The sequence below is a fragment of the Sphingobium sp. B2D3A genome, from assembly GCF_025961795.1.
Taxonomy (GTDB): Bacteria; Pseudomonadota; Alphaproteobacteria; order Sphingomonadales; family Sphingomonadaceae; genus Sphingobium.
In genome coordinates this window covers 1-23,660 of record NZ_JAOQOI010000001.1, presented here as the reverse complement: position 1 = coordinate 23,660, position 23,660 = coordinate 1, and the positions used below count along the sequence as shown (strand labels likewise).

At 65.7% G+C, this 23,660-nt stretch carries 27 protein-coding genes; 10 read left to right on the top strand and 17 right to left on the bottom strand.

Annotated features, from left to right (window positions below):
- Positions 1 to 40: 40 nt before the first annotated feature.
- Genes eda through zwf form a run of 4 tightly spaced genes read right to left on the bottom strand, consistent with a single transcriptional unit; the run spans position 41 to position 4,911 of the window.
- Positions 41 to 658 carry a bifunctional 4-hydroxy-2-oxoglutarate aldolase/2-dehydro-3-deoxy-phosphogluconate aldolase gene (gene eda, locus M2337_RS00135; protein WP_264571190.1) on the bottom strand — a complete coding sequence of 206 codons (618 nt, stop codon included), beginning with the start codon at positions 656 to 658 and terminating at the stop codon, positions 41 to 43.
- A complete protein-coding gene (locus tag M2337_RS00130) occupies positions 655 to 1,626 on the bottom strand; it encodes a glucokinase (protein ID WP_264571189.1) in 972 nt (323 codons plus the stop codon). Before M2337_RS00130 ends, eda begins: the two co-directional genes overlap by 4 nt.
- A complete protein-coding gene (gene edd, locus M2337_RS00125) occupies positions 1,623 to 3,452 on the bottom strand; it encodes a phosphogluconate dehydratase (protein ID WP_264571188.1) in 1,830 nt (609 codons plus the stop codon). Before edd ends, M2337_RS00130 begins: the two co-directional genes overlap by 4 nt.
- Complete coding sequence (gene zwf / locus M2337_RS00120; RefSeq protein WP_264571187.1) at positions 3,445 to 4,911, bottom strand: glucose-6-phosphate dehydrogenase; 1,467 nt, start codon at positions 4,909 to 4,911, stop codon at positions 3,445 to 3,447. The genes edd and zwf overlap by 8 nt, the downstream gene beginning before the upstream one ends.
- A 344-nt stretch (positions 4,912 to 5,255) precedes the next feature.
- On the opposite strand from zwf, the gene M2337_RS00115 reads away from it, so the two are divergent.
- Entirely contained in the window at positions 5,256 to 6,575 is a 1,320-nt protein-coding gene (locus M2337_RS00115; protein WP_264571186.1) for an MFS transporter, read from the top strand.
- Positions 6,576 to 6,682: 107 nt separating this feature from the next.
- On the opposite strand, the gene M2337_RS00110 is transcribed toward M2337_RS00115, so the two are convergent.
- The gene (locus tag M2337_RS00110; protein ID WP_264571185.1) at positions 6,683 to 7,066 is read right to left on the bottom strand and encodes a winged helix-turn-helix transcriptional regulator; all 384 of its coding nucleotides are present in this window, start codon (positions 7,064 to 7,066) and stop codon (positions 6,683 to 6,685) included.
- A 120-nt stretch (positions 7,067 to 7,186) separates the two neighbouring features.
- On the opposite strand from M2337_RS00110, the gene M2337_RS00105 reads away from it, so the two are divergent.
- Positions 7,187 to 7,762, top strand: a complete 576-nt coding sequence (locus M2337_RS00105) for an FMN-dependent NADH-azoreductase (RefSeq protein ID WP_264571184.1) — start codon at positions 7,187 to 7,189, stop codon at positions 7,760 to 7,762.
- A gap of 15 nt (positions 7,763 to 7,777) precedes the next feature.
- On the opposite strand, the gene gpmA is transcribed toward M2337_RS00105, so the two are convergent.
- Entirely contained in the window at positions 7,778 to 8,464 is a 687-nt protein-coding gene (gene gpmA, locus M2337_RS00100; RefSeq protein ID WP_264571183.1) for a 2,3-diphosphoglycerate-dependent phosphoglycerate mutase, read from the bottom strand.
- A 109-nt stretch (positions 8,465 to 8,573) separates the two neighbouring features.
- Positions 8,574 to 8,876: a hypothetical protein gene (locus M2337_RS00095; protein ID WP_264571182.1), complete on the bottom strand. Its 303-nt coding sequence runs from the start codon at positions 8,874 to 8,876 to the stop codon at positions 8,574 to 8,576.
- A gap of 81 nt (positions 8,877 to 8,957) precedes the next feature.
- Between M2337_RS00095 and M2337_RS00090 the strand changes: the two genes are divergently transcribed.
- A complete protein-coding gene (locus M2337_RS00090) occupies positions 8,958 to 9,674 on the top strand; it encodes a dienelactone hydrolase family protein (protein WP_264571181.1) in 717 nt (238 codons plus the stop codon).
- A gap of 90 nt (positions 9,675 to 9,764) precedes the next feature.
- On the opposite strand, the gene M2337_RS00085 is transcribed toward M2337_RS00090, so the two are convergent.
- Both M2337_RS00085 and M2337_RS00080 read right to left on the bottom strand, forming a co-directional pair.
- Positions 9,765 to 10,922 (bottom strand): M14-type cytosolic carboxypeptidase, encoded by a 1,158-nt coding sequence (locus tag M2337_RS00085; protein WP_264571180.1) that lies wholly within the window; start codon positions 10,920 to 10,922, stop codon positions 9,765 to 9,767.
- Positions 10,919 to 11,596, bottom strand: coding sequence for a DUF4136 domain-containing protein (locus M2337_RS00080; protein ID WP_264571179.1), 678 nt, complete (start codon positions 11,594 to 11,596; stop codon positions 10,919 to 10,921). The genes M2337_RS00085 and M2337_RS00080 overlap by 4 nt, the downstream gene beginning before the upstream one ends.
- Before the next feature lie 228 nt (positions 11,597 to 11,824).
- Here M2337_RS00080 and ykgO point away from each other — a divergent pair, with 228 nt between their 5' ends.
- Positions 11,825 to 11,950 carry a type B 50S ribosomal protein L36 gene (ykgO, locus tag M2337_RS00075; RefSeq protein ID WP_008069451.1) on the top strand — a complete coding sequence of 42 codons (126 nt, stop codon included), beginning with the start codon at positions 11,825 to 11,827 and terminating at the stop codon, positions 11,948 to 11,950.
- 82 nt (positions 11,951 to 12,032) lie between these two features.
- On the opposite strand, the gene M2337_RS00070 is transcribed toward ykgO, so the two are convergent.
- Positions 12,033 to 12,575 (bottom strand): TetR family transcriptional regulator, encoded by a 543-nt coding sequence (locus M2337_RS00070; protein WP_264571178.1) that lies wholly within the window; start codon positions 12,573 to 12,575, stop codon positions 12,033 to 12,035.
- Positions 12,576 to 12,650: 75 nt separating this feature from the next.
- Here M2337_RS00070 and M2337_RS00065 point away from each other — a divergent pair, with 75 nt between their 5' ends.
- A complete protein-coding gene (locus M2337_RS00065; RefSeq protein ID WP_181560494.1) occupies positions 12,651 to 13,697 on the top strand; it encodes an aromatic ring-hydroxylating dioxygenase subunit alpha in 1,047 nt (348 codons plus the stop codon).
- Positions 13,698 to 13,719: 22 nt separating this feature from the next.
- On the opposite strand, the gene M2337_RS00060 is transcribed toward M2337_RS00065, so the two are convergent.
- Together M2337_RS00060 and M2337_RS00055 are read right to left on the bottom strand one after the other, a co-directional pair.
- Positions 13,720 to 13,998, bottom strand: a complete 279-nt coding sequence (locus tag M2337_RS00060; protein WP_264571177.1) for a GNAT family N-acetyltransferase — start codon at positions 13,996 to 13,998, stop codon at positions 13,720 to 13,722.
- 10 nt (positions 13,999 to 14,008) lie between these two features.
- A complete protein-coding gene (locus M2337_RS00055) occupies positions 14,009 to 14,629 on the bottom strand; it encodes a GGDEF domain-containing protein (RefSeq protein ID WP_264571176.1) in 621 nt (206 codons plus the stop codon).
- Positions 14,630 to 14,854: 225 nt separating this feature from the next.
- Between M2337_RS00055 and purE the strand changes: the two genes are divergently transcribed.
- The 5 genes from purE (at position 14,855) to M2337_RS00030 (ending at position 18,580) form a co-directional block, all read left to right on the top strand.
- Complete coding sequence (gene purE, locus M2337_RS00050) at positions 14,855 to 15,331, top strand: 5-(carboxyamino)imidazole ribonucleotide mutase (protein ID WP_264572299.1); 477 nt, start codon at positions 14,855 to 14,857, stop codon at positions 15,329 to 15,331.
- An 8-nt stretch (positions 15,332 to 15,339) separates the two neighbouring features.
- Positions 15,340 to 16,428 carry a 5-(carboxyamino)imidazole ribonucleotide synthase gene (locus tag M2337_RS00045; protein ID WP_264571175.1) on the top strand — a complete coding sequence of 363 codons (1,089 nt, stop codon included), beginning with the start codon at positions 15,340 to 15,342 and terminating at the stop codon, positions 16,426 to 16,428.
- A 2-nt stretch (positions 16,429 to 16,430) separates the two neighbouring features.
- Complete coding sequence (locus tag M2337_RS00040) at positions 16,431 to 16,928, top strand: dihydrofolate reductase (protein WP_264571174.1); 498 nt, start codon at positions 16,431 to 16,433, stop codon at positions 16,926 to 16,928.
- A 68-nt stretch (positions 16,929 to 16,996) separates the two neighbouring features.
- On the top strand, positions 16,997 to 17,923 hold the full coding sequence (locus M2337_RS00035; protein ID WP_264571173.1) for a bifunctional riboflavin kinase/FAD synthetase: 927 nt from the start codon (positions 16,997 to 16,999) through the stop codon (positions 17,921 to 17,923).
- A gap of 60 nt (positions 17,924 to 17,983) precedes the next feature.
- Positions 17,984 to 18,580 (top strand): GNAT family N-acetyltransferase, encoded by a 597-nt coding sequence (locus tag M2337_RS00030; RefSeq protein WP_264571172.1) that lies wholly within the window; start codon positions 17,984 to 17,986, stop codon positions 18,578 to 18,580.
- A 15-nt stretch (positions 18,581 to 18,595) separates the two neighbouring features.
- On the opposite strand, the gene M2337_RS00025 is transcribed toward M2337_RS00030, so the two are convergent.
- From M2337_RS00025 to M2337_RS00005, 5 genes are all read right to left on the bottom strand, one after another.
- Positions 18,596 to 19,411 (bottom strand): MipA/OmpV family protein, encoded by an 816-nt coding sequence (locus M2337_RS00025; RefSeq protein WP_264571171.1) that lies wholly within the window; start codon positions 19,409 to 19,411, stop codon positions 18,596 to 18,598.
- Between the two features lie 127 nt (positions 19,412 to 19,538).
- A complete protein-coding gene (locus M2337_RS00020; protein ID WP_264571170.1) occupies positions 19,539 to 20,729 on the bottom strand; it encodes an MFS transporter in 1,191 nt (396 codons plus the stop codon).
- On the bottom strand, positions 20,726 to 22,015 hold the full coding sequence (locus M2337_RS00015) for a spinster family MFS transporter (protein WP_264571169.1): 1,290 nt from the start codon (positions 22,013 to 22,015) through the stop codon (positions 20,726 to 20,728). Before M2337_RS00015 ends, M2337_RS00020 begins: the two co-directional genes overlap by 4 nt.
- An 82-nt stretch (positions 22,016 to 22,097) precedes the next feature.
- A complete protein-coding gene (locus tag M2337_RS00010) occupies positions 22,098 to 23,153 on the bottom strand; it encodes an amidohydrolase family protein (RefSeq protein WP_264571168.1) in 1,056 nt (351 codons plus the stop codon).
- A partial coding sequence (locus tag M2337_RS00005) for a fumarylacetoacetate hydrolase family protein (protein ID WP_264588578.1) occupies positions 23,150 to 23,660 on the bottom strand: 511 nt, incomplete at its 5' end. The genes M2337_RS00005 and M2337_RS00010, both read right to left, overlap by 4 nt.

The window sequence follows — 23,660 nt, the reverse complement described above, 5'->3', positions numbered from 1 at the left end:
TGGGCGTGCCCATCAAGGCACGCCAGCGGCGCCTCTCCGATTATCGCGGAAGCGTCGCAGCTTCCCTCGCCAGCGCTTCTATGGCTGCGGGATCGAGCGGCCCCTTGGGCACAACCCAGCTTCCGCCGACGCAACCGACGAACGGCTGGGCCAGCCATTCCGGCGCATTGGCCGCCGTGATGCCGCCGGTCGGGCAGAAGCGCACACCGCCAAAGGGCGCCGCCAGCGCCTTGAGGGCAGGCAGGCCGCCGCTGGTCGAGGCCGGGAAGAATTTGAAGCGCTCAAGCCCCAGATCCAGTCCGCGCATGATGTCCGCCGCCGTAGCGACGCCGGGGAGCAGGGTGGCCCCATTGGCGATCGCGGCCTTGCCGAGCGGCTCGGTGAGGCCGGGCGACACGATGAACTGCGCCCCCGCCTCCAGCGCCTGATCGATCTGCCGGGGGTTGAGCACGGTGCCGGCCCCGACCACGGCGCCGGGCACTTGTGCCATTTCGCGCATCACCTCGAGCGCGACGGGGGTGCGCATGGTGACCTCGAGGGCCGGCAGACCTCCGGCGACCAGCGCCTGCGCCAGCGGGACGGCATCCGCCACGGACTCCACGATCAGTACCGGGATCACCGGTGCCAGCGCCATTACGTCATCGACAGTCATGCTCATGCTTTCTTCTCCCGCCATGCAGCGGCGGCGCCATAAAGGCCAATTTCAGGATGGGTTGCCAAGCGAACCGGAATGGTTCTCATCAAGGCTTCGAAGCGACCCTTTGCGGTGAAACGGTCATGGAAGGCGCTATTGTTCACGAGGAAGTCGCGCATCCGCTGCGTCAGTCCGCCGGCCAGCACCACATGATGCGGCCCATGCGCCAGAGCGAGGTCGCCGGCCGTGGCGCCATAGCTCATGCACAGCCGCTCCAGCGCCGTGCGGGCGAGGGGATTGCTGCCATCCAGAGCGGCGGCCCACAGGTCCGCGTCGTTCATCAGCGTGACCGGCGCCTGGCTGATCGTCGCCAGCGCCCGGTAGAGTGTATTGAGCCCCGGTCCGGAGACGATCCGCTCCGTCGAGACCCGCACGAGATCGGTGCGCAACTGCGCGAGAATGCGGCCCTCCAGCGCGTCGAGCGGCGCGAAATCGACATGACCGCCCTCGGTCGCGACGATATGCGGCACGCCCTCGTCAAACGCGATCATCGCCACGCCAAGACCGGTGCCGGGGCCGAGAATCGTGACCGAGCCATTCTCGGGAAAGGCCTCGTCTGGCCCGAACAGCAACGGTAGATCGCTGAGCGGCAACCGCGCAATGGCGTGCGCAACTGCTTCGAAATCATTGACCAGCCGCACCGCCGCAACGCCGAGGTCATCGGCCAACTGGGCAGGACGGATGATCCAGCTGGAGTTGGTGAGCTTGATGACCTCCCGCCCGATGGCCGTGGCGAAGGCGATGGAGACCCGCTCGGGCGCCGGCCCGTCGTCATCGGCCAGAAAGGCCTGCCAGCAGCTTTGCAGGCTGGCATGATCGGCGACCTTGTACTTGCGCACGGTGCCCAGCGTGGGCACGCCGCGCGCATCGAGCGTGGCACGGGTGAAGCGGGCATTGGTGCCGCCAATGTCGGCGGCGACAAGATCGGTCATAGTTCCGCATCCATGGCTGCCAGCAGCGGCGAGGCGCCCGCTTCCGCCAGATCGCTGTTATGGCGGAACAGGGCGAACAGTTCCCGACCGGTGTCATAGGGCGGCGGCGGCGCTTCGGCCTGATCGCGCGCATCCCATTCCGCGGCATCCACCTTTGCTTCCAGCGTGCCGCTCTCGGCGCAGACGCGGACGATGTCGCCATCGCGCAGCTTGCCGATGGGGCCACCGCCCAGCGCCTCGGGCGAAAGGTGAATGGCCGCCGGCACCTTGCCGCTGGCGCCGGACATGCGCCCGTCGGTCACCAGCGCGACCTTGAAGCCCTTGTCTTGCAGCACGCCGAGCGGTGGGGTGAGCTTGTGCAGTTCCGGCATCCCGTTGGCGCGCGGCCCCTGGAAGCGCACGACAACCACGACGTCCCGATCCAGCTCGCCCGCCTTGAATGCGGCCATGACCTGATCCTGATCGGAGAACACACGGCACGGCGCCTCGATGGTCCAGCGTTCGCGGTCCACGGCGCTGGTCTTCATGATGCAGCGGCCGAGATTGCCGGCGAGCAGCCGCATTCCGCCATCCGCGCTGAATGGGTTGGAGAGGGGGCGCAGGATCGCCTCGTTGCCGGGCGCGGTTAGCGGTTCGTCCCAGACGAGCGCGTCATTCTCCAGCGTCGGCATCCGCCCGTAATCCGTGAGATCAGCGCGGGCGACGGTCATCACGTCCCGGTGCAGCAGGCCGCCGCGCAGCAATTCGGTGATGATCCAGGCCATGCCGCCTGCGGCATGGAAGTTGTTCACGTCATCCGCGCCATTGGGGTAGACGCGCGCCAGCAGCGGCACCGCGGCGGAGAGATCGGCGAGATCCGTCCAGTCGATGACGATCCCCGCCGCGCGCGCGATGGCGGGCAGGTGGATGGCATGATTGGTCGATCCGCCAGTCGCCAGCAGGCCCACGGCGGCATTCACGATCGCCTTCTCATCGATGCACTTGCCGAGCGGGCGATAATCATCGCCATCCCACCCTATGGAGGCGACACGATGCACGGCGGCGCGGGTCAGCTCGCTGCGCAGCTTGGTGCCGGGATTGACGAAGGCAGCGCCGGGCATGTGCAGGCCCATTACTTCCATCATCATCTGGTTGGTGTTGGCCGTGCCGTAGAAGGTGCAGGTGCCCGCCCCATGATAGCTGGCGCTCTCGCTCTCCAGCAGCTCCTCGCGCCCCACCTTGCCCTCGGCATAGAGCTGGCGGATGCGCTGCTTCTCCTTGTTGGCGAGGCCCGAAGGCATCGGCCCGGCGGGGACGAAGATGGTGGGGAGGTGGCCAAAGCGCAGCGCGCCCATCAACAGGCCGGGCACGATCTTGTCACAGATGCCGAGCATCAACGCGCCCTCGAACATCGCATGGCTGAGCGCCACGGCGGTCGCGAGCGCAATGGTGTCCCGCGAGAAGAGCGATAGCTCCATGCCGGCCAGGCCTTGCGTCACGCCGTCGCACATGGCCGGCACGCCGCCCGCGACCTGCGCCGTGGCGCCGACTTCCCGCGCCGCGATCTTGATCGCCTCCGGGTAGCGGCCATAGGGCTGATGGGCCGAGAGCATGTCGTTATAGGCCGTGACGATGCCGATGTTCATGGCATTGCCGGCGCGGATCACCGGCTTGTCCTCGCCGCTGGCGGCAAAGCCATGGGCGAGGTTGCCGCAGGAAAGCCGATCCCGGTTGGTGCCGGCATCGCGCCCGCGCTCGATGAGGTCGAGATATTTGCGGCGACTGACCGCGCTGCGCTGGACGATGCGCTGCGTGACGGCGGCGACGGTGGAATTGAGATCAGTCATACCAGCTTGCTCCATCGCGCTCGATCAAGGCAATGCCAGCGGATGGCCCCCAGGTGCCGGCGGCATAATGCACGACCTGCTGGCCGGATTCCTGCCAGCTCTGCGTGATGGAATCGATCCAGGTCCACTGCGCTTCCACCTCGTCGCGGCGCACGAACAATGTGGTGTCGCCCTCCAGCAGATCCAACAGTAGCCGCTCATAGGCGATCCGTCGGCGCTCACCGGCAAAGGCGTGTGTGAGCGAGACGTCGAGGCCGACTTCCTGCAGCTTCACGCCATCCCGGTCGAGCCCCGGCCGCTTGGCCATGATGCACAGGCGGATGTTCTCGTCCGGCTGCAGGCGGATGATCAGCGAATTGGGCTCCAGCGCGCGATCATAGCCGTTGCGGCGGAAAATGCTGTGCGTCACCGGCTTGAACTGGATGAGAATTTCCGACTGGCGGTTGGGCATGCACTTGCCCGTGCGCAGATAGAACGGCACGCCGGTCCAGCGCCAATTGTCGATATGGGCCTTCAACGCCACGAAGGTCTCGGTATCGCTGTCCTTGCCCAGTTCCTCGGCATAGCCGGCGATGATCTTGCCCTTCACCGCGCCGTCGCGATACTGGCCGCGCACGCTGTGGGTGCGGACCGTTTCGGGCGTCATCGGCCGCAGCGAGCGCAGCGCCTTCACCTTCTCGTCGCGCACCGAGGTGGAATCCATCCGCGCGGGCGGCTCCATGGCGATGATCGAGAGGATCTGGAGCATGTGGTTTTGCACCATGTCCTTGAGCGCGCCGACGCCGTCATAATAAGAGACGCGGCCCTCCAGCCCCACCGTCTCGGCGACGGTGATCTGGACATGATCGATCGCCCCGCCATTCCACAGCGGCTCGAACAGGCGGTTGCCAAAGCGCAGCGCCATCAGGTTCTGCACCGTTTCCTTGCCCAGATAATGGTCGACGCGGAAAATCTGCTCTTCATCGAGCAGGTCGCCAATGGCGTCGTTCACCACCTTGGACGAGGCGAGATCCTTGCCGATGGGCTTTTCCATGGCGATACGGGTGTGCGCATCGACCAGACCAGCGGCGGCGAGACCCTGGGCGGTGGGCGCAAAGAGCGAGGGCGGGGTGGACAGATAGACTGCGATGGGACCCTCGCCCAGCGCCTTCGCCCGTTTCGCCAGCGCATCGAAATGCGCCTGCTCGCCGGCAGACACGGCGCAATAGCTGATCTTTTCGAGAAAAGCAGTGACGCGCGCCTCATCATGATGCTCATCGGCGAGATAGGTCGCCAGCGCCTTGCGGATGGTTTCACGAAAGGCCGCGTCATCCATCTCGGACCGGCCGGAGGCGAGGATGTTGAACGGCTCGGGCAGCAGCCCGTCGCACAGCAGATGGTAGAGCGAAGGAAACAGCATCCGGTGCGCCAGATCGCCGGTGGCGCCGAACAGGATGAGTGTCGCGGACTTTTCGAACAAGACTGGGGACCCTTCGTGGCCTGATGAATTGCGCACCTGAGCGGGACATTACAGGCGCACGACTTTGGTGCAACCGCACAATCGGACCCGTTTTCGATGAAAGCGCAGCGGAGCGCTCTACCTTTACGTGATCGCGAAGGGCCAGAATTCCTTCAACCGGCGCTATGGGAGGCAGCCGCAAGGCATTGTTCGCCGGCGCAAAATCTTGCTTCGCGCGCGGTTGGTCACGGTGAATTCTGGCTTGCCAGACGGGCAGCGGTTCCGCAGGAGCGCACATGCGGCGGGGGCGGTTCTCATCATTCGACCCTCGAATACAGACCGACCAGCCTTCGGGGGAGAGATACATGGCGCAGTCCCATGCAGACGGGCAGCGGATCGACATCGAGGCCATTCTGGACCGGCCTTACGGGGCCTGGCGGTGGTACATCTTTGCGCTCTGCGGCATCGCCATGGCGATGGAGGGCTTCGACATGTACATGCTCGGGGCCATCGTGCCGGCTCTTGCTGCGGGTCTTGCTGTCGAGCCAGCCGCGATTTCCGCCGTGTTCGTGGCGCAGGGCATCGGCCTGGCCCTGGGCTATGCCTTCATCGCGCCGCTGGCAGATCGGGTTGGACGCAAGCCGATCGTCATTTTGTGCGTGCTCGGTTTCGGCCTCGTCACGCTCGTCACGGCCCTGGCATCGACCCTGACGGCGGTCTCGCTACTGCGGCTGGTCGCCTTTGCGTTTTTCGGCGGCATCACGCCCAACATCATCGCAATGGTGGCGGAGATTTCGCCGCGCCACATCCGTCCCCGCCAGATCATTCTGGTCACCGCCTGCTTCGCATTCGGTTCGGCGATGGGCAGCGCGCTTGCGCCTCTCATTGTTCATCGGCTCGATTGGTGGGGCGCGTTTCTGGCGGGTGGCGCCGCACCGCTGCTGCTCCTGCCAGTGCTGATCTTCACTCTGCCTGAATCTCCGCGCTTTCTCGTCACCGCCGGGCGCAGCACTGCACAGGTCAACCGCGTCCTGCGGCACATCACGCGCGACGTCAGCGACACAGCCCATTATTTTCTCGATGAGCCGCCAGCCGGGCGGGCGTCACTCAAGTCCGTCTTTGCCGAGGGGCGGCTGGCCATGACCCTCTTGTTCATGCTGGCGGGAGGCATGATGATGTTCGTCGGCAATGCCGTTGCCTCCTGGGCGCCGACCTTCTGGCACATGCAGGCCGGCTTCCCGATGGCGGATGCGGCGGCGCTGTTTGCCCTCTCCTCCGTCGGCGCAATCGTTTGGCCGTTCATCATGATCGCGCTGGTCGGCTGGATCGGCGTCAAGCGCACCCTGCTCTTCTGCTATTTCGCGGGCGGCACCTCGATGCTCGTCTACATGGTACAGCCGTTCACGCCGGCACTGGCCGCGTTCATGGCGATTGCCTTCGGCGCCTTCGTGGTCGGCTCGATCAGCGGGCTCTATGCTTTCATCTCCGCGGCCTATCCCACGCAGATCCGCTCCACGGCGCTTGGCTGGACGGCCGGGGCGGGGCGACTGCTGGCGATCATCGGGCCGGCGACCGGGGGCTGGCTGCTGGCGCAGGGTGTTGGACCGTTCGGCGTGGCGCTGGCCTTCGGGTTGCCGCTGTTCATCGCCGGCATCGCCGTGGCGTTCGTCCGCAGCAAGGCATAGGTCCACCACAGTGTTCCTGCGAAGGCAGGAGCCCATGGCTCAGATGCCGGGCCTTGCCGTCCTAGGCTCCTGCCTTCGCAGGAGGACTTTGTATGATGTAGAGCGCCTCAGCCCTCCTGCAGGCGATCGAACCGCTCCCGATGCGCGTCGATCTCCTCGCGATGCATCTGCGCCCATCTGCCGAGGCGGATCGCCTCGCGGGCCAGCGAATGGCCGAGCGGGGTGAGGGCGTAATCCACCTGCGGCGGTGTCGTCGGGTGGACGGTGCGGTTGACCATGCCGTCCCGCTCCAGCGCGCGGAGGGTGCGGGTGAGCATCTGCTGCGAGATACTGCTCACCTCCCGGCGGATCTGGTTGAAGCGCATCGTGCCATCACCCAGTGCTGCCACCACCGGCAATGTCCACCGGTCGCCGAAGCGCGCGAGGGTCTGCGTGATGCGCATGCACTCCTTGTGCGACGTCACGGTGAGGCGGGTGGTGGTCATATCCATGTGACTAGGTCTCGAAAAAATGCGTTCTTGTTGGTTCTAGAGGTCCACCCTAGCTGGTTGCAAACAGAAACTGATCTTCCCGATCCGTCTCTCAACAGCAATTTTACGAAAGGGCCGACCATGACCGTGTTGCATATCGATTCCAGCATTCAGGGCGAAAACTCCATCACCCGCCAGATTTCGGCAGCCATCGTCGAGCGCCTCAAGGCGGAGCAGCCCGGCGCGGACGTGCGCTATCGCGATCTCGCTGCGCAGCCCTTGCCGCACCTGACGCTGCCCGGCTTCGGGACGGACGAGGCGGCGGCCGTGCTGGCTGAATTCCTGGATGCGGACACGGTCGTGATCGGCGCACCGATGTACAATTTCACCATTTCCACCCAGCTCAAGGCGTGGATCGACCATATCGCGGTGGCCGGCAAAACCTTCCGCTATGACGAGACTGGCAATGCCATCGGCCTGGCGGGTGACAAGCGCGTGATCGTCGCCCTCTCGCGCGGCGGCTTTTACGGCGCGGGCACGCCTGCCGCCGCTGTCGAACATGCGGAGAGCTATTTGCGCGCCGTCTTCGGCTTCATCGGCATAACGCCCGAATTCATCGTGGCGGAAGGCGCTGCCGCCGGCCCCGAACATCGCGCGGCCGGTATCGAGGCGGCGCTGGCCGCCGTCGATCAGCTTGAGGTGAAGGTGGCGGCCTGACCGGCCGCCTTACCCTTACCGCTCAGACAGATAATAACGGTCCTTCGCGGAAAGATCGTCGGCCAGCTCATAGACAATGGGCTGGCCGGTCGGGATTTCGAGGCCCGTAATCTCGTCGTCGGGGATGTTCGAGAGGTGCTTGACCAGCGCGCGCAGCGAATTGCCATGCGCTGAAATGAGCACGCGCTTGCCGGCCTTCAGCTCGGGCGCGATCCGGCCCTCCCAATAAGGCAGCACGCGCGCGATGGTATCCTTGAGGCTCTCCGTCGCCGGGATGGCGATGCCGGCATAGCGCCGGTCCTTGCTCAGGTCGAATTCGCTGCCAGGCTCCAGTGGCGGCGGCGGCACGTCGAAGCTGCGGCGCCAGATCTTCACCTGCTCATCGCCATGCTTGGCAGCCGTCTCGGCCTTGTCGAGGCCGGTGAGGCCACCATAATGCCGCTCGTTGAGCCGCCAGTCCTTTTCCACCGGTAGCCAGAGCCGCTGCATTTCCTCGAGCGCCAGATTGAGCGTTTTGATCGCGCGGGTCTGCAGCGAGGTGAAACACTGGTCGAAATCGAGGCCCTTGTCCCGCATCAGCGCGCCGGCCGCTTTGGCTTCGGCAGCGCCCTTCTCGGTCACGTCGACATCCCACCAGCCGGTGAAGCGGTTCTCCAGGTTCCAGGCCGACTGGCCATGGCGGATGAGGACGAGGGTGGGCATGAGGTCTTATCTCCCGATCTTCGGCGGTTTTACCGTTATCGGGCCTGATAGCGGGATTTGGTGTGAGCGCAATCCGTTCGGGCGGGTCTTGAAGACGCGCAGAGACGCTTCAGGCGTGCTCGAGGGTCGCGGCGTGGCCACGCGCTTGAAGCGCTTTCAGCATCGTCTGATAATGCTGCACATAGCTCTGATAGGCGGCTTTCTCATCCGGGTGCATCGCCGTTGTGGCCTGCGCTTCGAATTGCTGGATCTGGCTCTGGAGAAAGCCCGGATCCCACAACGTCTTCATCTCGTAAACTCCCATATTGCTGGCAGAAAACTGCGCCGGGGCCGGTTGGTTCCGGCAAAAGCGACCGGCTGCGTTAAATGTTGAGAAACCACCGGCGCGGGCTGTCTTTTCGGCCGGGATCACTGCCGCAAGCGCCCTTGTCCGCCCGAGCACAATTCGCCATGGATGAGCGCATCATCCCATTGCAGCAAAGGAGCAGGAACCATGGCGATCACCCGCACTGTCCACCTTCATGAAGGCCCCGGCGGTCCCTTTGAATCGATGTTCGTCGGCGATGCGGATGCAGGCGATCAGCCAGGTGTGCTGCTGTTCCCCAACTTCATGGGCACCAAGGAATGGGATTTCGCCAAGGCCGAGACGCTGGCGGCACAGGGCTACAAGGTGCTGGTCGTCGACTATTACGGCCAGGGCAAGCGCGGCACGGACATGGAGAGCGCGGGTAAGCTGCTGCATGATTTCATGGCGGATCGCCAGGCGGTGAAGGCCCGGCTGCTCGATGCCCTTGCGGAGCTTCGTGCGTTGCCGGGCGTGGATGGCAGCCGGATCGGCGCCATCGGCTTTTGCGCGGGCGGCAAATGCGTGCTCGATCTTGCGCGCGCCGGGGCGGACATCAAGGCCGGTGTCTCCTTCCACGGCGTCTACGACGCGCCGCCATTCCCCAACGCGCCGATCACCGCCAAACTGATGATCTGCGACGGTTGGAACGACAATCTCTGCCCGCCCGATGCCAAGCTGGCCCTGTGCAAGGAGCTGGCGGCGGCGGACGTGGACTTCCAGTTCACCACCTATAGTCGCACCGGCCACGCCTTCACCGCAGACGATGTGCCGCTGAATGCGGACCGCAGCTTCGGCTTCGAGCCGGAGACCAACCGGTGCAGCTGGCGCGCTGCGATGGCGTTTTTGGGCGATGAGCTGGGGTGAGGTGAGAGCGCTGATCGCTCCCAGCATCCGTCACCTCGGGTCAAGCCCGGGGTGACGGCATATTAATCGGTCGCCTCGTGTCGACCGCTCTCAAATATCCCCGACCATCTCCGCCAGCGTGGCGAGGCAGTCGCGGGCGAGTTGCATGGAGCGCTCCGGGCTCCAGCCCTGGGCGGTGTCCGGCAGGTCGTGATTGTCCTTGAACGGCATTTCCAGCGTCATTGCTACCGCGCCGAAGCGCTCGGCGATCTGTGCCGTGGCCATGGAGAGATTGGCCTTGCCGGGGCGTGCCTCGGGATAGCCCAAGCGGGTCTGGAAGTCCGGCGTGCGGACGGCCAGCGTATCGCGATACCGCCGGAACAGCGCAAGCTGCGCGTCCTTGATCGAGGGGACGCCCTCAAACCCGGCAAGGAAGACGGCGGGGATCGCCTCGTCACCATGCACGTCCATGGCGAAGGCGACGCCGGTTTCGTCCATGCGATTGCGTACGCAAAGCACTTCCGGCGCGCGGTCGGCCTGCGGCTCGTGCCATTCGCGATTGAGATTGATACCCCGGGCATTGGTGCGCAGATGGCCGCGAAAGGCGCCATCGGGGTTCATGTTCGGCACGATGTAGAAGCGGCAGGCGGCACGCAAGGCGCGGGCATGGGCGTTGGTGGGGTCGGTCAGCATGTCGAGCGCCCCTTCCATCCACCATTCCGCCATCGTTTCGCCGGGATGCTGGCGCGCGATCAGCCAGATCGGCTTGTCACCGCTCCCCAGTTCCAGGCAATCGATCGGTCGGCCGTCGAGGCTCTCGCCCAGTTGGCGCACCGTTACGCCCTCGCAGGCTGCCGCCTGCGCCACGAGATCGTGATGCCGCTCTTGTGAGTAAGGCGCGAAATAGGCGAACCATGCGGCATCGCCGACGAGCGTGTAGTCGATGGTGAGGGTGCCGCCATCGACGCCCGGATCATAACGGCTGGCGGCACGGCCCCAGCGCTCGCGATCTTCCGATACGCAGGCGGCATAGCCGGGCCAGCCATCGGGATAGGCGGATTGCGCAAGTCCGGTGATGCGCAAGGTCAGGCGCGTGCCCGCCGGCGCGGCAGCGCGAAAGTGGAACCACTGGAAGAAATCGCTCTCATGGTCCTTGTGGATGGAGAGAGTCGCGGTGGTGCCGTCGATCGCCTCGACACGGATGTTGCCGCTATCGAAGCTACTGTTGATGCGAAGGGGCGGGGTGCTGCCTGTCTGCTGTGCGGTCATGGCACCGTGATAGTCTCGCCCGACGTGCCGGGAAAGCCCTTGAACAGCGCATCGGCGAGACGACCGACCACGAGGCCGGGCTGGGCGGCCGGCGTGCCTTCCTTGGCCTGCGTCTCAGCGCGACCTTCCCACACAACCACCTTGTCGCCCGCGCGGCGCAACTGCACGCGCATCCGGTTCACGACCACTGGCTTGGGTTTGCCGGAGAGATTGATCCCGATGCCAAGGCCGACTCCGCTGCCATAAGAACCGGTCGATCCGCCCACGCCGACGCTCACCGGGGAGCGTGCGGGCAGGGGCGCTATCGTTTCCCGCCCCATGTCCACAACCGCCTCATATTGCGCTGCGCCTGCACCGGACGCGCCGGACTGGAGAGGCGAGAAGCCCGCCCGCGCCAGCGCCGCGCTCACAGCATTGGCGGCGGTGCGGAATTCGAGGCTGGCGCTATCGTCCGGATTGCCGGGCACGATGAGCACGGTGCCCTGCCGGGCGACGTCCGGCTGATGGAATCGGGTGACGTCGACAGGCCCGGTGGATGTGGCGCAGCCACCCAGGGCGAGCGCGCCAAGCAAAATGGCCGCGACGCCGGCCTTGCGCGCGCCGAATCGCGGACGACCCTCGATGTAGGGAGTCGCCCGCCCATGGAGCGGCGGCATGGGAAAACTGCTCGTCATGGCCTTGCATCCCTTATCATCTGGCCATCTCTCTGAAATGGCGTCTCATCGGTCGAGTTTGCACCGGAAATGCTGCATGATGGCTTAACGATTGTTCAGGAAAGCGGTTGCCGGCATGAGGGGACGGGGCTGCGCAAAACTTGCACCGCCGCCTTGACTTTCCGGAGGCTGACCCATAGAGGCGCGGCTTCGAATTTTCCGTCACGCAAGAATCATTTGGACCCGATCATGAAGATCCGCAACTCGCTCAAGTCGCTCAAGGACCGTCACCGGGACAACCGCGTGATCCGCCGTCGTGGGCGCACCTACGTCATCAACAAGACGCAGCGTCGCTTCAAGGCCCGCCAGGGCTGAAGACGCGCGGCGGGGCGCTTTCGCCCTGCCTCTGCCGATCAGGCGCCCGGTCAGTTGCTGGCCGGGCGTTTTGGCGTGTCCGTCACGGCTGATCCGCTGCTGCGCGTGTTCGCCAGCCGTCGATGAGAACATCCAGCGCCAGGATGAAGCTGTCCCGGTCCGCCTCGACCTGAACCGCGCGCAGCGTCGTCCAGCCCGTGACGAGCGCCTGGACGGACCGCTGCGCGACGGCGGCCCTCTCTGCGTTCAGGCCGAGCGCGGTCAACTCCTTCACGATTTGCCCGATCAGATGGTTGCCAGCCCCCCGCTGCGCGCGGGTGACGGCAATGAGCTGACGCGCATCGCGTATGGATGTCTGCGCGTCCCATAAGGCGATGCCGAAATCATGCAGCCATGCCCACCAGCTTTCTGCCGGCGGCACCGAGTCGAGGCAGGCCTTGAAAATGGAGATGGACATGAGTGCGTGGAGGGCCTGCTTGTCCTCCACATGCCAGTAAAGCGATGAGACGCTGACGCTGAGCCGGGTGGCGATCTTCCGCAGGCTGACTGCCCCCAGCCCTTCTTCCTTCAGCAGCGCAATGGCTTCCTCGACGATCCCGTCCTGATCCAGCTTCGCGAATGACATGCTGCTCCCTTGACAGTTTGCCGGTGAAAAAGCATCAATCGCTAAACGAACGATGTTCGATTAGGAGCGGACCCTATGTATCCTTTCACCCCTGGCAGCTACGCGCCGCGCAACGGCTGGTACGTCGCCGCATTTGTGCGCGAAATCGGCGAGGATTTGCTCAGCCGGTGGATCCTCAACGAGCCGGTTGTTCTCTATCGCAAGGAAGATGGCACCGCCGTGGCGGTGGAAGGCCGCTGTCCGCACCGGCATTATCCCCTGGGCGCGAGCAAGCGCGTCGGCGATGCGATCCAGTGCGGCTATCACGGCATCACCTTCGATTCTTCGGGGGCCTGCACGATGGTGCCGAGCCAGAGCACCATTCCCGGCGTCTACCGGATCAAAAGCTATCCCCTGGTCGAGCGCGGGCTATGGGCGTGGATCTGGCCGGGCGATCCCGACAAGGCGGATGAGTCGCTCATCCCGACGCTGGACGAGATCGGTTTCAACATTCCCGGCATGATCCCGGATGCCTTTTATTCCATGCATGTCGATGGGCGCTATCAACTGCTCAACGATAACCTGCTGGACCTGAGCCATCTTGGCTATCTCCATGCTACATCGATCGGCACGCCCGACGATGCCGCGACGCCCGAAGTGCGCGACCTCAATGACCGTCGCCTGTCGAGCCGGCGGATCATGCGCGATACGCCGATGCCGCCTTATCATGATCGCAGCGTGCACGACGGGCTGGTCGATCGTATCTCCGGCATGGATTTCTTCTTCCCCGGCTTTCACGCAGGGATTGGGGAATCCCGCTATCCGCAGGGTCATGAGAAGGCCGGCGAGGTGCTCCACACGAGCCGGGTCTGGCATGCCGTCACGCCGGCGAAAAAGACCAGCTGCAACTACTTCTTTGCGATGAGCGCGCCGTCACAGGCGCGGGTGGACGACGCTCGTCGGCGTCTCGAGCCTGTGCTGGATGAGGACAAGTTCGCGACTGAGGAAATCGAGAAGATCATTTCCACGCTGGACGTCCTCCCGCCCGAGCTGATGCTCAAAAGCGACGGAACCGCGGTGCAGGGGCGGCGTATCCTCCAGGCGATGATGGACCGCGAGAAGGCCGAGCTAGAGGGGGCCTGACCGTGAGCGGACGGCCCGCGCGTCAGGCGGCGAGCAGGTCGCGCTGATCGGGGTGGCGCTCGAAATAGGTGACGACGTAGCTGCACACCGGCTGGATCTTGAGGCCGCGTGCGCGCGCATCGTCGAGCAGCCCGGCGACCAGATCGGCCGCGACGCCCTTCCCCCGCAAAGCCGGTGGGGTGAAGGTGTGCGTGATCGCCAGCGTGTCGCCATCGCGCTCATAGGTGGCGAAAGCGATCTCGCCGTCCACTATGATCTCGTAGCGGTTGCGCTCGGCATTGTCCTGAACCGCGTGGGCCATGACCTGCTCCTTATTCTGCTGCCTCGGCAAAGGTGCTGCCGGGTCTTTTGGCAGCATACATCGCCATATCCGCGCGAGTAAGGGCGGAAAATTCCGTGTCGCCCTGTTCGAGGGCCGTCCAGCCGACAGAGATGGACAGTGGCAGCAGCACGCCTTCGTGCAAGCAGGCCGATTCCGCGATCATGCGCTGGAGCCGCCGGGTGGTTTCCTCGACGGCCTCAGGGTCAAGATCGTCCAGCAACAACGCGAACTCATCGCCCCCCATGCGGGCCGCGACATCTGTGGACCGCAATCCATTCGCGAGAAGGCGCGCCATATGCACCAGAGCGGCATCACCGGCGCCATGGCCAAAGCGATCGTTGATCCGCTTCATCGAGTTCACATCGATGAACACCAGTGCGCATTTGCCTTCATGCCGTTCGAGCCGGTCCAACCGATCCCGAAGGCAGTTCATGAAATGCCGCCGATTGTAGAGCGGGGTGAGCGTATCGCGAATGACGAGTCGTTCAAGTTCCTTGTTGGCGGTTTTAAGAAGGGACAGCTCCCGGCGGAGTATATCCAACTCCTGCTCAAGCGCTGAAATGTCAGGTGCGGGAAGATCGAGTGCGACCGTCCGCGCAGTGGCTTCCATCAAAGCTCTATCTCCTGTGCGCGACCGCAGCATGTAACCCTGTGAGCTGGGTATAGTTCCAAGCTTTGCCTTTGTGCACTGCGGAACCCGCGTTCCGCCGTATGATCAGAGCGTTTTGACCGGTTGTGCGCCATGGCGCTGGTGTCTATGGGCTGAGACTTAAAGAGAAGTTTCCGGCCGGCGTTCCCGTTGACGCCAGGCAGCACGAGGACGGGGCGGCGAAGAATGGCGAAAATCGGTGTGATCATGGGCTCGCAGTCCGACTGGGACACGATGCGCCATGCCGTCGATGTTCTGCAAGACCTTGAAATTGAATGCGAAACGCGGATTGTTTCGGCTCACCGCACCCCGGATCGACTCGTCGATTATGCCAAGACGGCAGCAGGCCGAGGTCTGCACGTCATCATCGCCGGAGCCGGCGGAGCGGCCCATTTGCCGGGGATGGTCGCGGCCATGACTCGCGTGCCGGTGCTCGGTGTTCCGGTGCAGTCGGCGACCCTCTCCGGGCTTGATAGTCTGCTTTCCATCGTACAGATGCCCGGCGGCGTTCCGGTCGGGACGCTGGCCATCGGCAAGGCAGGCGCCAAGAATGCCGGTTTGCTCGCAGCTGCAATATTAGCCAATAGCGACGCGGCGCTGGCCGATCGACTGGATGCATGGCGTGCGGCGCAAACGGATTCGGTGGCAGGCAGCCCGCAATGACCTCCCCCATGACGATTGCGCCCGGGTCGACCATCGGCATCGTCGGCGGCGGCCAGCTTGGCCGGATGATCGGCATGGCCGCGATCCAGCTTGGCTATCGGGTCCATATTTTCGCGCCTGAGGAGAGCGGCCCCGCGTCTGACATTGCCAGCGCGTGGACGCAGGCGCCCTATGAGGATGACGCCGCGCTCACCGCCTTCGCAGACGCGGTCGATATCATCACCTATGAATTCGAGAATGTGCCGAGCAACGCCGTTGCCTTGCTCGCCAAGCTCGGGCACGTCCGGCCCAATGCCCGCGCACTGGCGGTCGCGCAGGACAGGTTGCTGGAAAAGAGCTTCGTCGCCGGCCTTGGCGGACGGACGGCTCCCTATGCGCCCGTCTCCAGCGGCGCGGTGCTGCAGGATGCAATCGCGCGGATCGGCGCGCCCGCCATCCTCAAGACGACGCGCTTTGGCTATGACGGCAAGGGCCAGGTCCGCCTGATGGATGCGGCGCCCGAGACTCTGGACACCGCCTGGGAGGCAATCGGCTGCAATCCGGCGGTGCTGGAAGGGTTCGTCACCTTCGACCACGAGTTTTCGGTCGTGCTCGTGCGCGGACAGGATGGCACCGTGCGCTTCTGGGATTCGCCGCATAATGTGCATGTCGACGGCATTCTCGCGACATCTACGCTGCCGGCTCCGGCGGTCGTGCTGGCGCAGGTGCCCGAAGCGCGGGCCATTGCCGCGCGCGTCGCCCAGGCTCTGGAATATGTTGGCGTGCTTACGCTGGAGTTCTTTGCCGGGGCCGCCGGGCCGATCTTCAACGAGATGGCGCCGCGTGTCCACAATAGCGGGCACTGGACCATTGAGGGCGCTGTCACCAGCCAGTTCGAGAATCACGTCCGCGCCATCTGCGGCCTGCCGCTCGGATCGACGGCGCTTGCCGCGCCGGCCGTCTCCATGCAGAACCTGATCGGAGACGAGGCCAATGAGTGGCAGGCGATTCTGGCCGACGAGACGGCGCATCTCCATCTCTACGGCAAGAACGAGGCACGCCCCGGCCGCAAGATGGGCCATGTAACGCGCGTGCACATAAGCGATAGCGCGGCATGACGATGGACGCGCGTCCAGAAATCGTGCTGCTGCTCGCCCGCGCCGACAATGGCGTGATCGGCAGCGAGGGCGACATTCCCTGGCGGATCCCCGGCGATCTCAAGCGCTTCAAGGCCATGACCATGGGCACGCCCATGCTGATGGGGCGCAAGACCTTCGATAGCCTGCCCGGGCTGCTGCCGGGCCGTCGCCACATCGTGCTGACCCGCGACCGCGCGTGGCAGGCGGACGGCGCAGAGGTTGTCCACAGCGTCGATGAAGCCCTTGCCGCCGCGCAGGCGCCGGTGCTGTCGGTGATTGGCGGTGCGGAAGTTTATCGGCTGTTCGAACCGCTGGCCGACCGGCTGGAGATCACGCAAGTACATCTCTCGCCGCCCGGCGACGCGCGCATCGATGCGCCCGATCCCGCCCGGTGGGATGAGACGATGCGCGAGGATCACCCGGCGGAGGGCGCAGTCGCCGCCTTCAGCTACCGCACATTTCTGCGGCGCGGAGCCTGATCGCGGTGCGCATGCGAGCCGCCATCGGGGCTGGCGCCCGCGCGTCGCTCCGCCTATAGGCGCCCGCCATGGAACGGATCAGCAGCGATCAGCCGATACCGGCACATTTGCGCGGTGCCATCATTGCCCTCGGCAATTTCGACGGTTTTCACCGGGGCCATCAGGCCGTGGTCGGCCGCGCCGTGGAACTGGCCCGTGCGCAGGGCCGTCCGGCCATTGTCGCGACCTTCGATCCGCATCCCATGCGCCTCTTCCGGCCGGATGCGCCCTTCTTCCGCCTGACCACGCTCGATCAGCGCGAGCGCCTGTTCGGCGAGGCGGGCGCGGATGCCATGCTGGTCTTCCACTTCACGGCTGAGCTGGCCTCGCACAGCGCGGAGGACTTCGTGGCCATGCTGGCGACCGAACTGGGCGCGGCGGGGGTGGTGACCGGCGAGGACTTCACCTTCGGGCGCGGGCGCTCGGGCAACGTCGCCGCCTTGCGCACGCTTGGCGCGGTGCACGGCCTGGCCGCCGAGGCCGTGGCGCCGGTGCGCGACGAGCAGGGCGAGATCATCTCCTCCAGCCGCGTGCGCGAGGCCCTGCTGGCTGGCGACTGCGTCACGGCGACGGGCCTCCTCACCCGGCCTTTCGCGATTGCCGGTGAAGTCATCGATGGAGATAAGCGCGGCCGCACCATCGGCTTCCCGACCGCCAATATGGAGATGGGCCATTATCTGCGCCCGGCTTACGGCATCTATGCCGTGCGCGCGCGATTGCCCGATGGCCGAATCGTCTGCGGCGCCGCCAATCTCGGCATCCGCCCGACCTTCGTGCCGCCGCGCGAGCTGCTGGAGACCTATTTGTTCGATTTCTCCGGCAGCCTTTACGGCCAGACGCTGGAGATCGCCCTCATCGAACGGCTGCGGGGCGAGCGCAAGTTCGACAGCCTGGATGCGCTGGTCGAGCAGATGAGCGCCGATGTCGTGCGGGCGCGGATCATCCTCGGGGCCTAATCATGCCTTGTCACCGCGCAGGTCTCCGGCAAGACTTGCGCTGACAAGGAGAGGCCACGGATGACCCAACAGAACTGCACTGCCCCAACCATCGACCGCGCACCGACTATCGAAACGTCCAGGCTGATCCTGCGAGCGTTCCGTGCGTCTGACGCCGAGCCCTTGTGCGCGGCCATGGCGGACGATGACTTCGCGCGGTTCATCACCAAGGAAGGGCGCGGCCTCACCTATGGCGAAAGCTGGCAACGCTTCTGCAGTCTCGCCGGCCATTGGGTGGCGCGCGGTTATGGCAATTTCGCGGTGGAAGAGAAAGCGAGCGAGGCATTCATCGGCCATGTCGGGCCGATGAACCCGCCCGGTTGGCCGGCGTTCGAGATCGGCTGGTGCATCTTCCCGTCCGCGCAAGGCAAGGGCTATGCAGCGGAGGCGGCAGCCGCCGCCTTCCGCTGGTCGCACGAGGCCCTTGGCCAGAGTGAGACGCTGCACATGATCGCCGATGACAATGTGCCGAGCCAGAAGGTCGCCCAGGCCCTGGGCGCCGAGCCGGGCGAGATCTGGACGCCGTTCTGGCCGGATGCCAAGCCGGTGCGCCAATGGTGCACGCGCTGGGAGGCTTTTACCCACTCGCCTGCCTACGCGCGGCTGAAGGGGCGATAGGGCGCCCCGCGCGGATTAGCGATTGCCCCACCAGAAGGTGTAGCCCAGCGCCAATCCGCCGGAAAACTGGTCGCGCGCGCCATAGGCCCGCACGACCGGCGAATCAGCCGCATCGCCCATCAGGCGGTCGTAACGCGCATAGCCATGGAGGCTCCAGCGTGCGTCGAGCTGGCGGATGAAGCCGGCGGCAGCGCCGATGGACTGGACGCCGCCGTTTGCCTCATACACTGGCAAGTCCGAGGCCGCAGACTGCGCGGGCGACACGCCAAACCATGTGCGCTGGTGCTTACCGCTGCCGAGCGTGACGCGCGGGCCGAGCGACACCAGCCAGCGGTCGCCATCGCGCATGACCCAGTCCGCGCTGACCGATCCGACGAGCGCCTCGTGCCCGGTCACGCCCTGGCGCACGTCGGCGCGCAGGCGGAAGGACGGGATCGGGAAGACCTGCACGAACCCGCCAAGTTCCAGCGAGCGGTTGACCTTGACGAAGCCGGGAACCTCGTCCGCCTTTCGCTTGCCTTCAACGGCCATGGATGGGCCGACCTCAAAACCGCCCACACTCACCACCGGGATGCCGAAGCTCTCGTCCGGTGCCTCGAACTCGAAAGGTTCATTCCCGCGCGCAATGTCGCCTTCCAGAAAGGGCCGGACGGACAGGCTGTCGGAACCGGGGAAGCTGGGCTGGATTTCCGGCCCGATAGCGATGCGCACGCGGCGCGGTTCCTTCTCCTTGGCCGAGGCGGTCGACGCGAAGGCGCCGAGCGTGAGCCCGAGCGTCAGCGCCAGCGCGACAGGACGGGCGAAGGGTGCAGATGGCGGGCAGAAAGGCATCAGGCGCAGGCCTCCGGTTTTGGGTTGACGGTCAGTCTGGCCCGGCCATGCGCCGGATCAAAGCCGTTTCGACCTCGGGTGAATGGTCGCGGCGGTCGTTTGGTTGCGGCCTGCCTCGTGACAGCCTCTAGCGGCTCGTCTGCGGGTTGGGCAAGCGCAGGAACAGCAGGATGGAAACGCCAAGGCCGGCAGCGGCCACCCAGAGCGGGGCATTATATCCGCCAGTGGCGTCGGCCAGCGCGCCGACCCAGAGTGGGCCAAGCCCCGCCAGCAGCATGAAGCTGGCATATTGCACGGCGTACAGCGCACCATAATGGGTGATGCCAAAGTAGCGGGCGGTCAGATAGCCGATGAGGTCGGCTTCCGCGCCCATGGCCGTGCCAAGCGCGATGGCGCCGACCCAGGCGAGCGTTGCGCCGCCGGTTGCCAGCGCGATGCATCCCAGCGCACACAAGGCGCAGCAGGCCGCGGCAATGCGTGGCGCCGGCACCCGATCTGCCAGCCAGCCGACGACGACCCGGCTGACGATCACGGAGCCGCCGATAAGGCCCGCCAGCGATCCGGCGGTGCGGGCATCCAGGCCGGATTCTCGCAGCATCGGGACGAAATGGGGCAGCAGGCCGGCAAAGGAGAGCGCCATCATGCCGAAGGATGCCAGCACCAGCAGGTAGAGCGGCGAGCGCATCTGGGCGCGGGCCATGCCGCCTGCGCGATCGGGCGTCCGGGGGCTGCGGAGGTTGGGCAGGCTGAGCGCCGGGATGACGCCCATCGCGGCAATGGCGGCGAGCGCCAGATAGCCGGCCTGCCAACCCCGTTCTGCCACAATGATGGCCAGAGCAGGCGGCACGACGGCGGCGGAAATGCCGATGCCCACCTGCGTCAGGCCGAGCGCCAGTCCGCGTGCGCGGTCGAAGACGGCATTGACGGCGCGTGTGTAGGCTACGGGCGACGAACAGGCGGCCAGGAGGCCTATACCTGCCATCACGCTCATATAGCCGGCGACCGAATGGACGACGGTCCCGAGCAGCGCGAATCCGCCGCTCAGCGCCAGTGAGCCGGCGACGGCAGGCCAGCGCGGGCCGACGCGGTCGATCAGCCAGCCGGCGATGGGCAGGGCGATGGCCAGCGCCACCGTCGCCAGGAAGAAGGCTGCGCCCAGCGTCGTGCGGCTGAGGCCGATCGCGCTCTCGAGATCTTTCGCGAAGATGCCCGCCGAGTAGGTCAGCAATCCGGCAATCCCCAGTCCCGAGCCGCAAGCGGCGGCGAGGACCACCGGCCAGCCATGGCGGAACTCGGACGGGGATGCTGGCGTGCTCACGCGGTGGCGGTCTCAGCCATGGCCGTCGCGCGGGCGCGGCGATAAGCGAGCCAGAGGAAGACGCAGCCCAGCAGCGGAGCCACCGTCACGGCAGACATGGCATAGCGCAGCGATTCGGTGCCGAACTGCGGCGTCAGCGCATCACTGGCCGCACCGACCACGAGCGGCGCCAGCGCCGAGCCGATGATGCCCGACGAAGCGAGCAACAACATCGATGCAACCGCGCGGGTCTGCGGCGTGGCCAGCCCCATGGCTGCGGAGAAGCAGGGGGTGATGCCGCTGGAGAGCAGGAAGTTCATGATCGCCGCTGCGCCCAGCGTCAGGGCCAGCGACGGCGCGAAGCAGAAGGCTATGAAGAAGGGGATGGACAGGGGCAGTGCAATCAGGGGCACCATGAGGCTGTCGATCTCCCGCCCGTGCTTCTTGGTGAAGTAGCTGGCCATAAAACCGGATGCAATGGCGCCGGCGATGCCGCCAAGGCCGACCGAGGGCGCGATCAGTGCGCCCACCTCGGCAAGGCTCACGCCATGGCTGCGCAGCAGGAACGCCGGCGCCCACACCGGCAGCACGCCCGCGCCCATCGCCGAGATCCCCATGCCGACCGCGAGCATGCGGAAACCCGGCACATCGAGCAGGAAGCGGATGGATTGGGGCAGGTTGCGCATGCCCATATCCGCCGCATCCGGCTCGTCATGCATGCCACGCTGTGGCTCCTTCATGGTCAGCGCGAGCAGCAGCACGAAGGCGAGGCCCGCGCCGCCGCAGATGAAGAACATCGTCCGCCAGCCGAATATCGCGGCCAATATCCCCGCCGCGATCGACCCGCCGACGATGCCGACGAAGGCGCTCGACTGATAGATGCCCAGCGCGCGCGGCCGCCGATCCTTGGGATACAGGTCGGCAATGACGGAGATGGCGACCGGAAAGGCCGTCGCCTCGCCGACGCCGACCAGAACCCGGGTGAGCGCCAGCGACACGAAGCCTTCGGCAAGGCCTGTCAGCGCCGTGGCGCCGGACCAGATGGCGACGCCGAGCAGCAGGATTTTCTTGCGATTGCCATGATCGACCCAGCGGGCGATGAAGATGCCGACGATGAGGTTGAACAGCACGAAGGCCGTGCCGGACACAAGGCTCATCGCCGTGTCGCTCAGCTGCAGATCGGCCTTCACCGGATCGACGACGATGCCGAGCAGCGCCCGGTCGGCATAATTGAACACATTGCTCACGAAAAGCAGGAACAGAGTATAGCCGGGCACCCAGGCCCCGCCGTGCTGCGTCTTCGTCACCGTCTTCTCTCCTGATCGGTCCTGCCTCTTATGGGAGGTCTGCTTCGTGCGGCGGCCTTGGTGGTGGTCGTATGTAGCTGGGTCAGCTCTTGTCGGCAGTCTCCAGTCCCAGCAGTTCAGCGGCGTTGAGGCCGAGGATCTTGCGCTGCTCCTCGTCGCTCAGGCGGGCATGGAAGCCCAGCGGATCGGGCTCGGACATGTCGAAGGGATAGTCGGTGCCCAAGCACAGCTTGTCGGCGCCATGGGTGCGCACGAGGCTGTCGAGCTGGTCCTGATCGAACACGAGCGTATCCAGCCACAGCTTGCGCAGATAGCTGGAGGGCTCGTGCTGGCAATGCTCGCTGCAATCGCCACGCGCGCGCCAGCCATGGTCCATCCGGCCCCAATAGCCGGGCACATAGCCGCCGCCATGGGCCACGCAGATGCGCAGCCCCGGATAGCGATCCAGCACGCCACCGAAGATCAGATGACCCACGGCCAGCGTCGATTCGAGCGGATTGCCGATGAGGTTGTTGAAATAATATTCGCTCATCCGGTTGGCATGGGTGAAGCCCAGCGGGTGGATGAAGAGCAGGATGCCCAGTTCTTCGGCGGCCGCGAAGAACGGCCGAAACTCCTCGGCATGGAAGTCGCGGCCGTTGACGTTGGAGCTGATCTCGATGCCGCGCAGATCCAGATCGCGCACGCAGCGGCGCATTTCCTCGACGGCAAGGCCGACATCCTGCAGCGGCACCGTGCCCATGCCGACCAGCCTGTCAGGGTGCTGTGCGACCGCGGCGGCCATGCCGTCATTGACGGTGCGTGCGGCCTCCCGCGCGACATCGGCATCGGCATAATAGAAATATTGGCCGGGGCTGGGGCTGATCGCCTGCACGTCGATGCCGAGCCGATCCATGTCGGCCAGCCGCTGGTCGAGCGTGTTGAGGGTGCGGCCCATCGTGGCGAACTGGGCGCGGTTGACCTCACTCGTTTTCGCACTGGTGAAATCGTTGATTCCGGGCGGCGGGCCGGGGTGGCGCGCCTGCACGATGGCGTCGGCGGCGGGAATGCCGAGGTGGCAATGGATGTCCACCACCAGATGCTTGCCGCGCGCGGCGACCTTGATCGGCTGGCGGTCGCCACAGGTGGTGATGGTCATGCCTTTGCTCCTGCCGGGTGGATGGTGCCGCTGCACGGGCCGAAGCCGATGGGCACATAGCCCTCCGCCACTGCGCGGCCCTTGAGGGTGAGGGTGTCGCCATCCTCCAGCCAGCGGCGTGTCGTGCCATCCGGCAAATCGATGGTCTCGCCGTCGCGCAGCACGATCTCTGCGAGGCAGCCACGCGCTTCCTGCGCGGCGCCCGAGACGGTGCCGGTCGCGATCAGGTCGCCCGCTTCCAGCGGTGCCCCGTTGGAGGCCTGATGCGCGACCATCTGTGCCAGCGTCCAATAGAGTTCGGCGAGATTGCTGCGCACGATGCGGGCGCTCGATCCCGCCGCATTGGCGAAGTCGGCGGTGAGTTCGATGTTGATGCCGCCTGCCGCGCGATCCTGCGCGTCGAGCAGATGGGCGGCGACCGCCGGCTCGTCGCCCGGCCGACCGCGCGCGGCCACGCGGAAGGGCGCGAGCGCTTCCATCGTCACGATCCACGGGCTGATCGTGGTG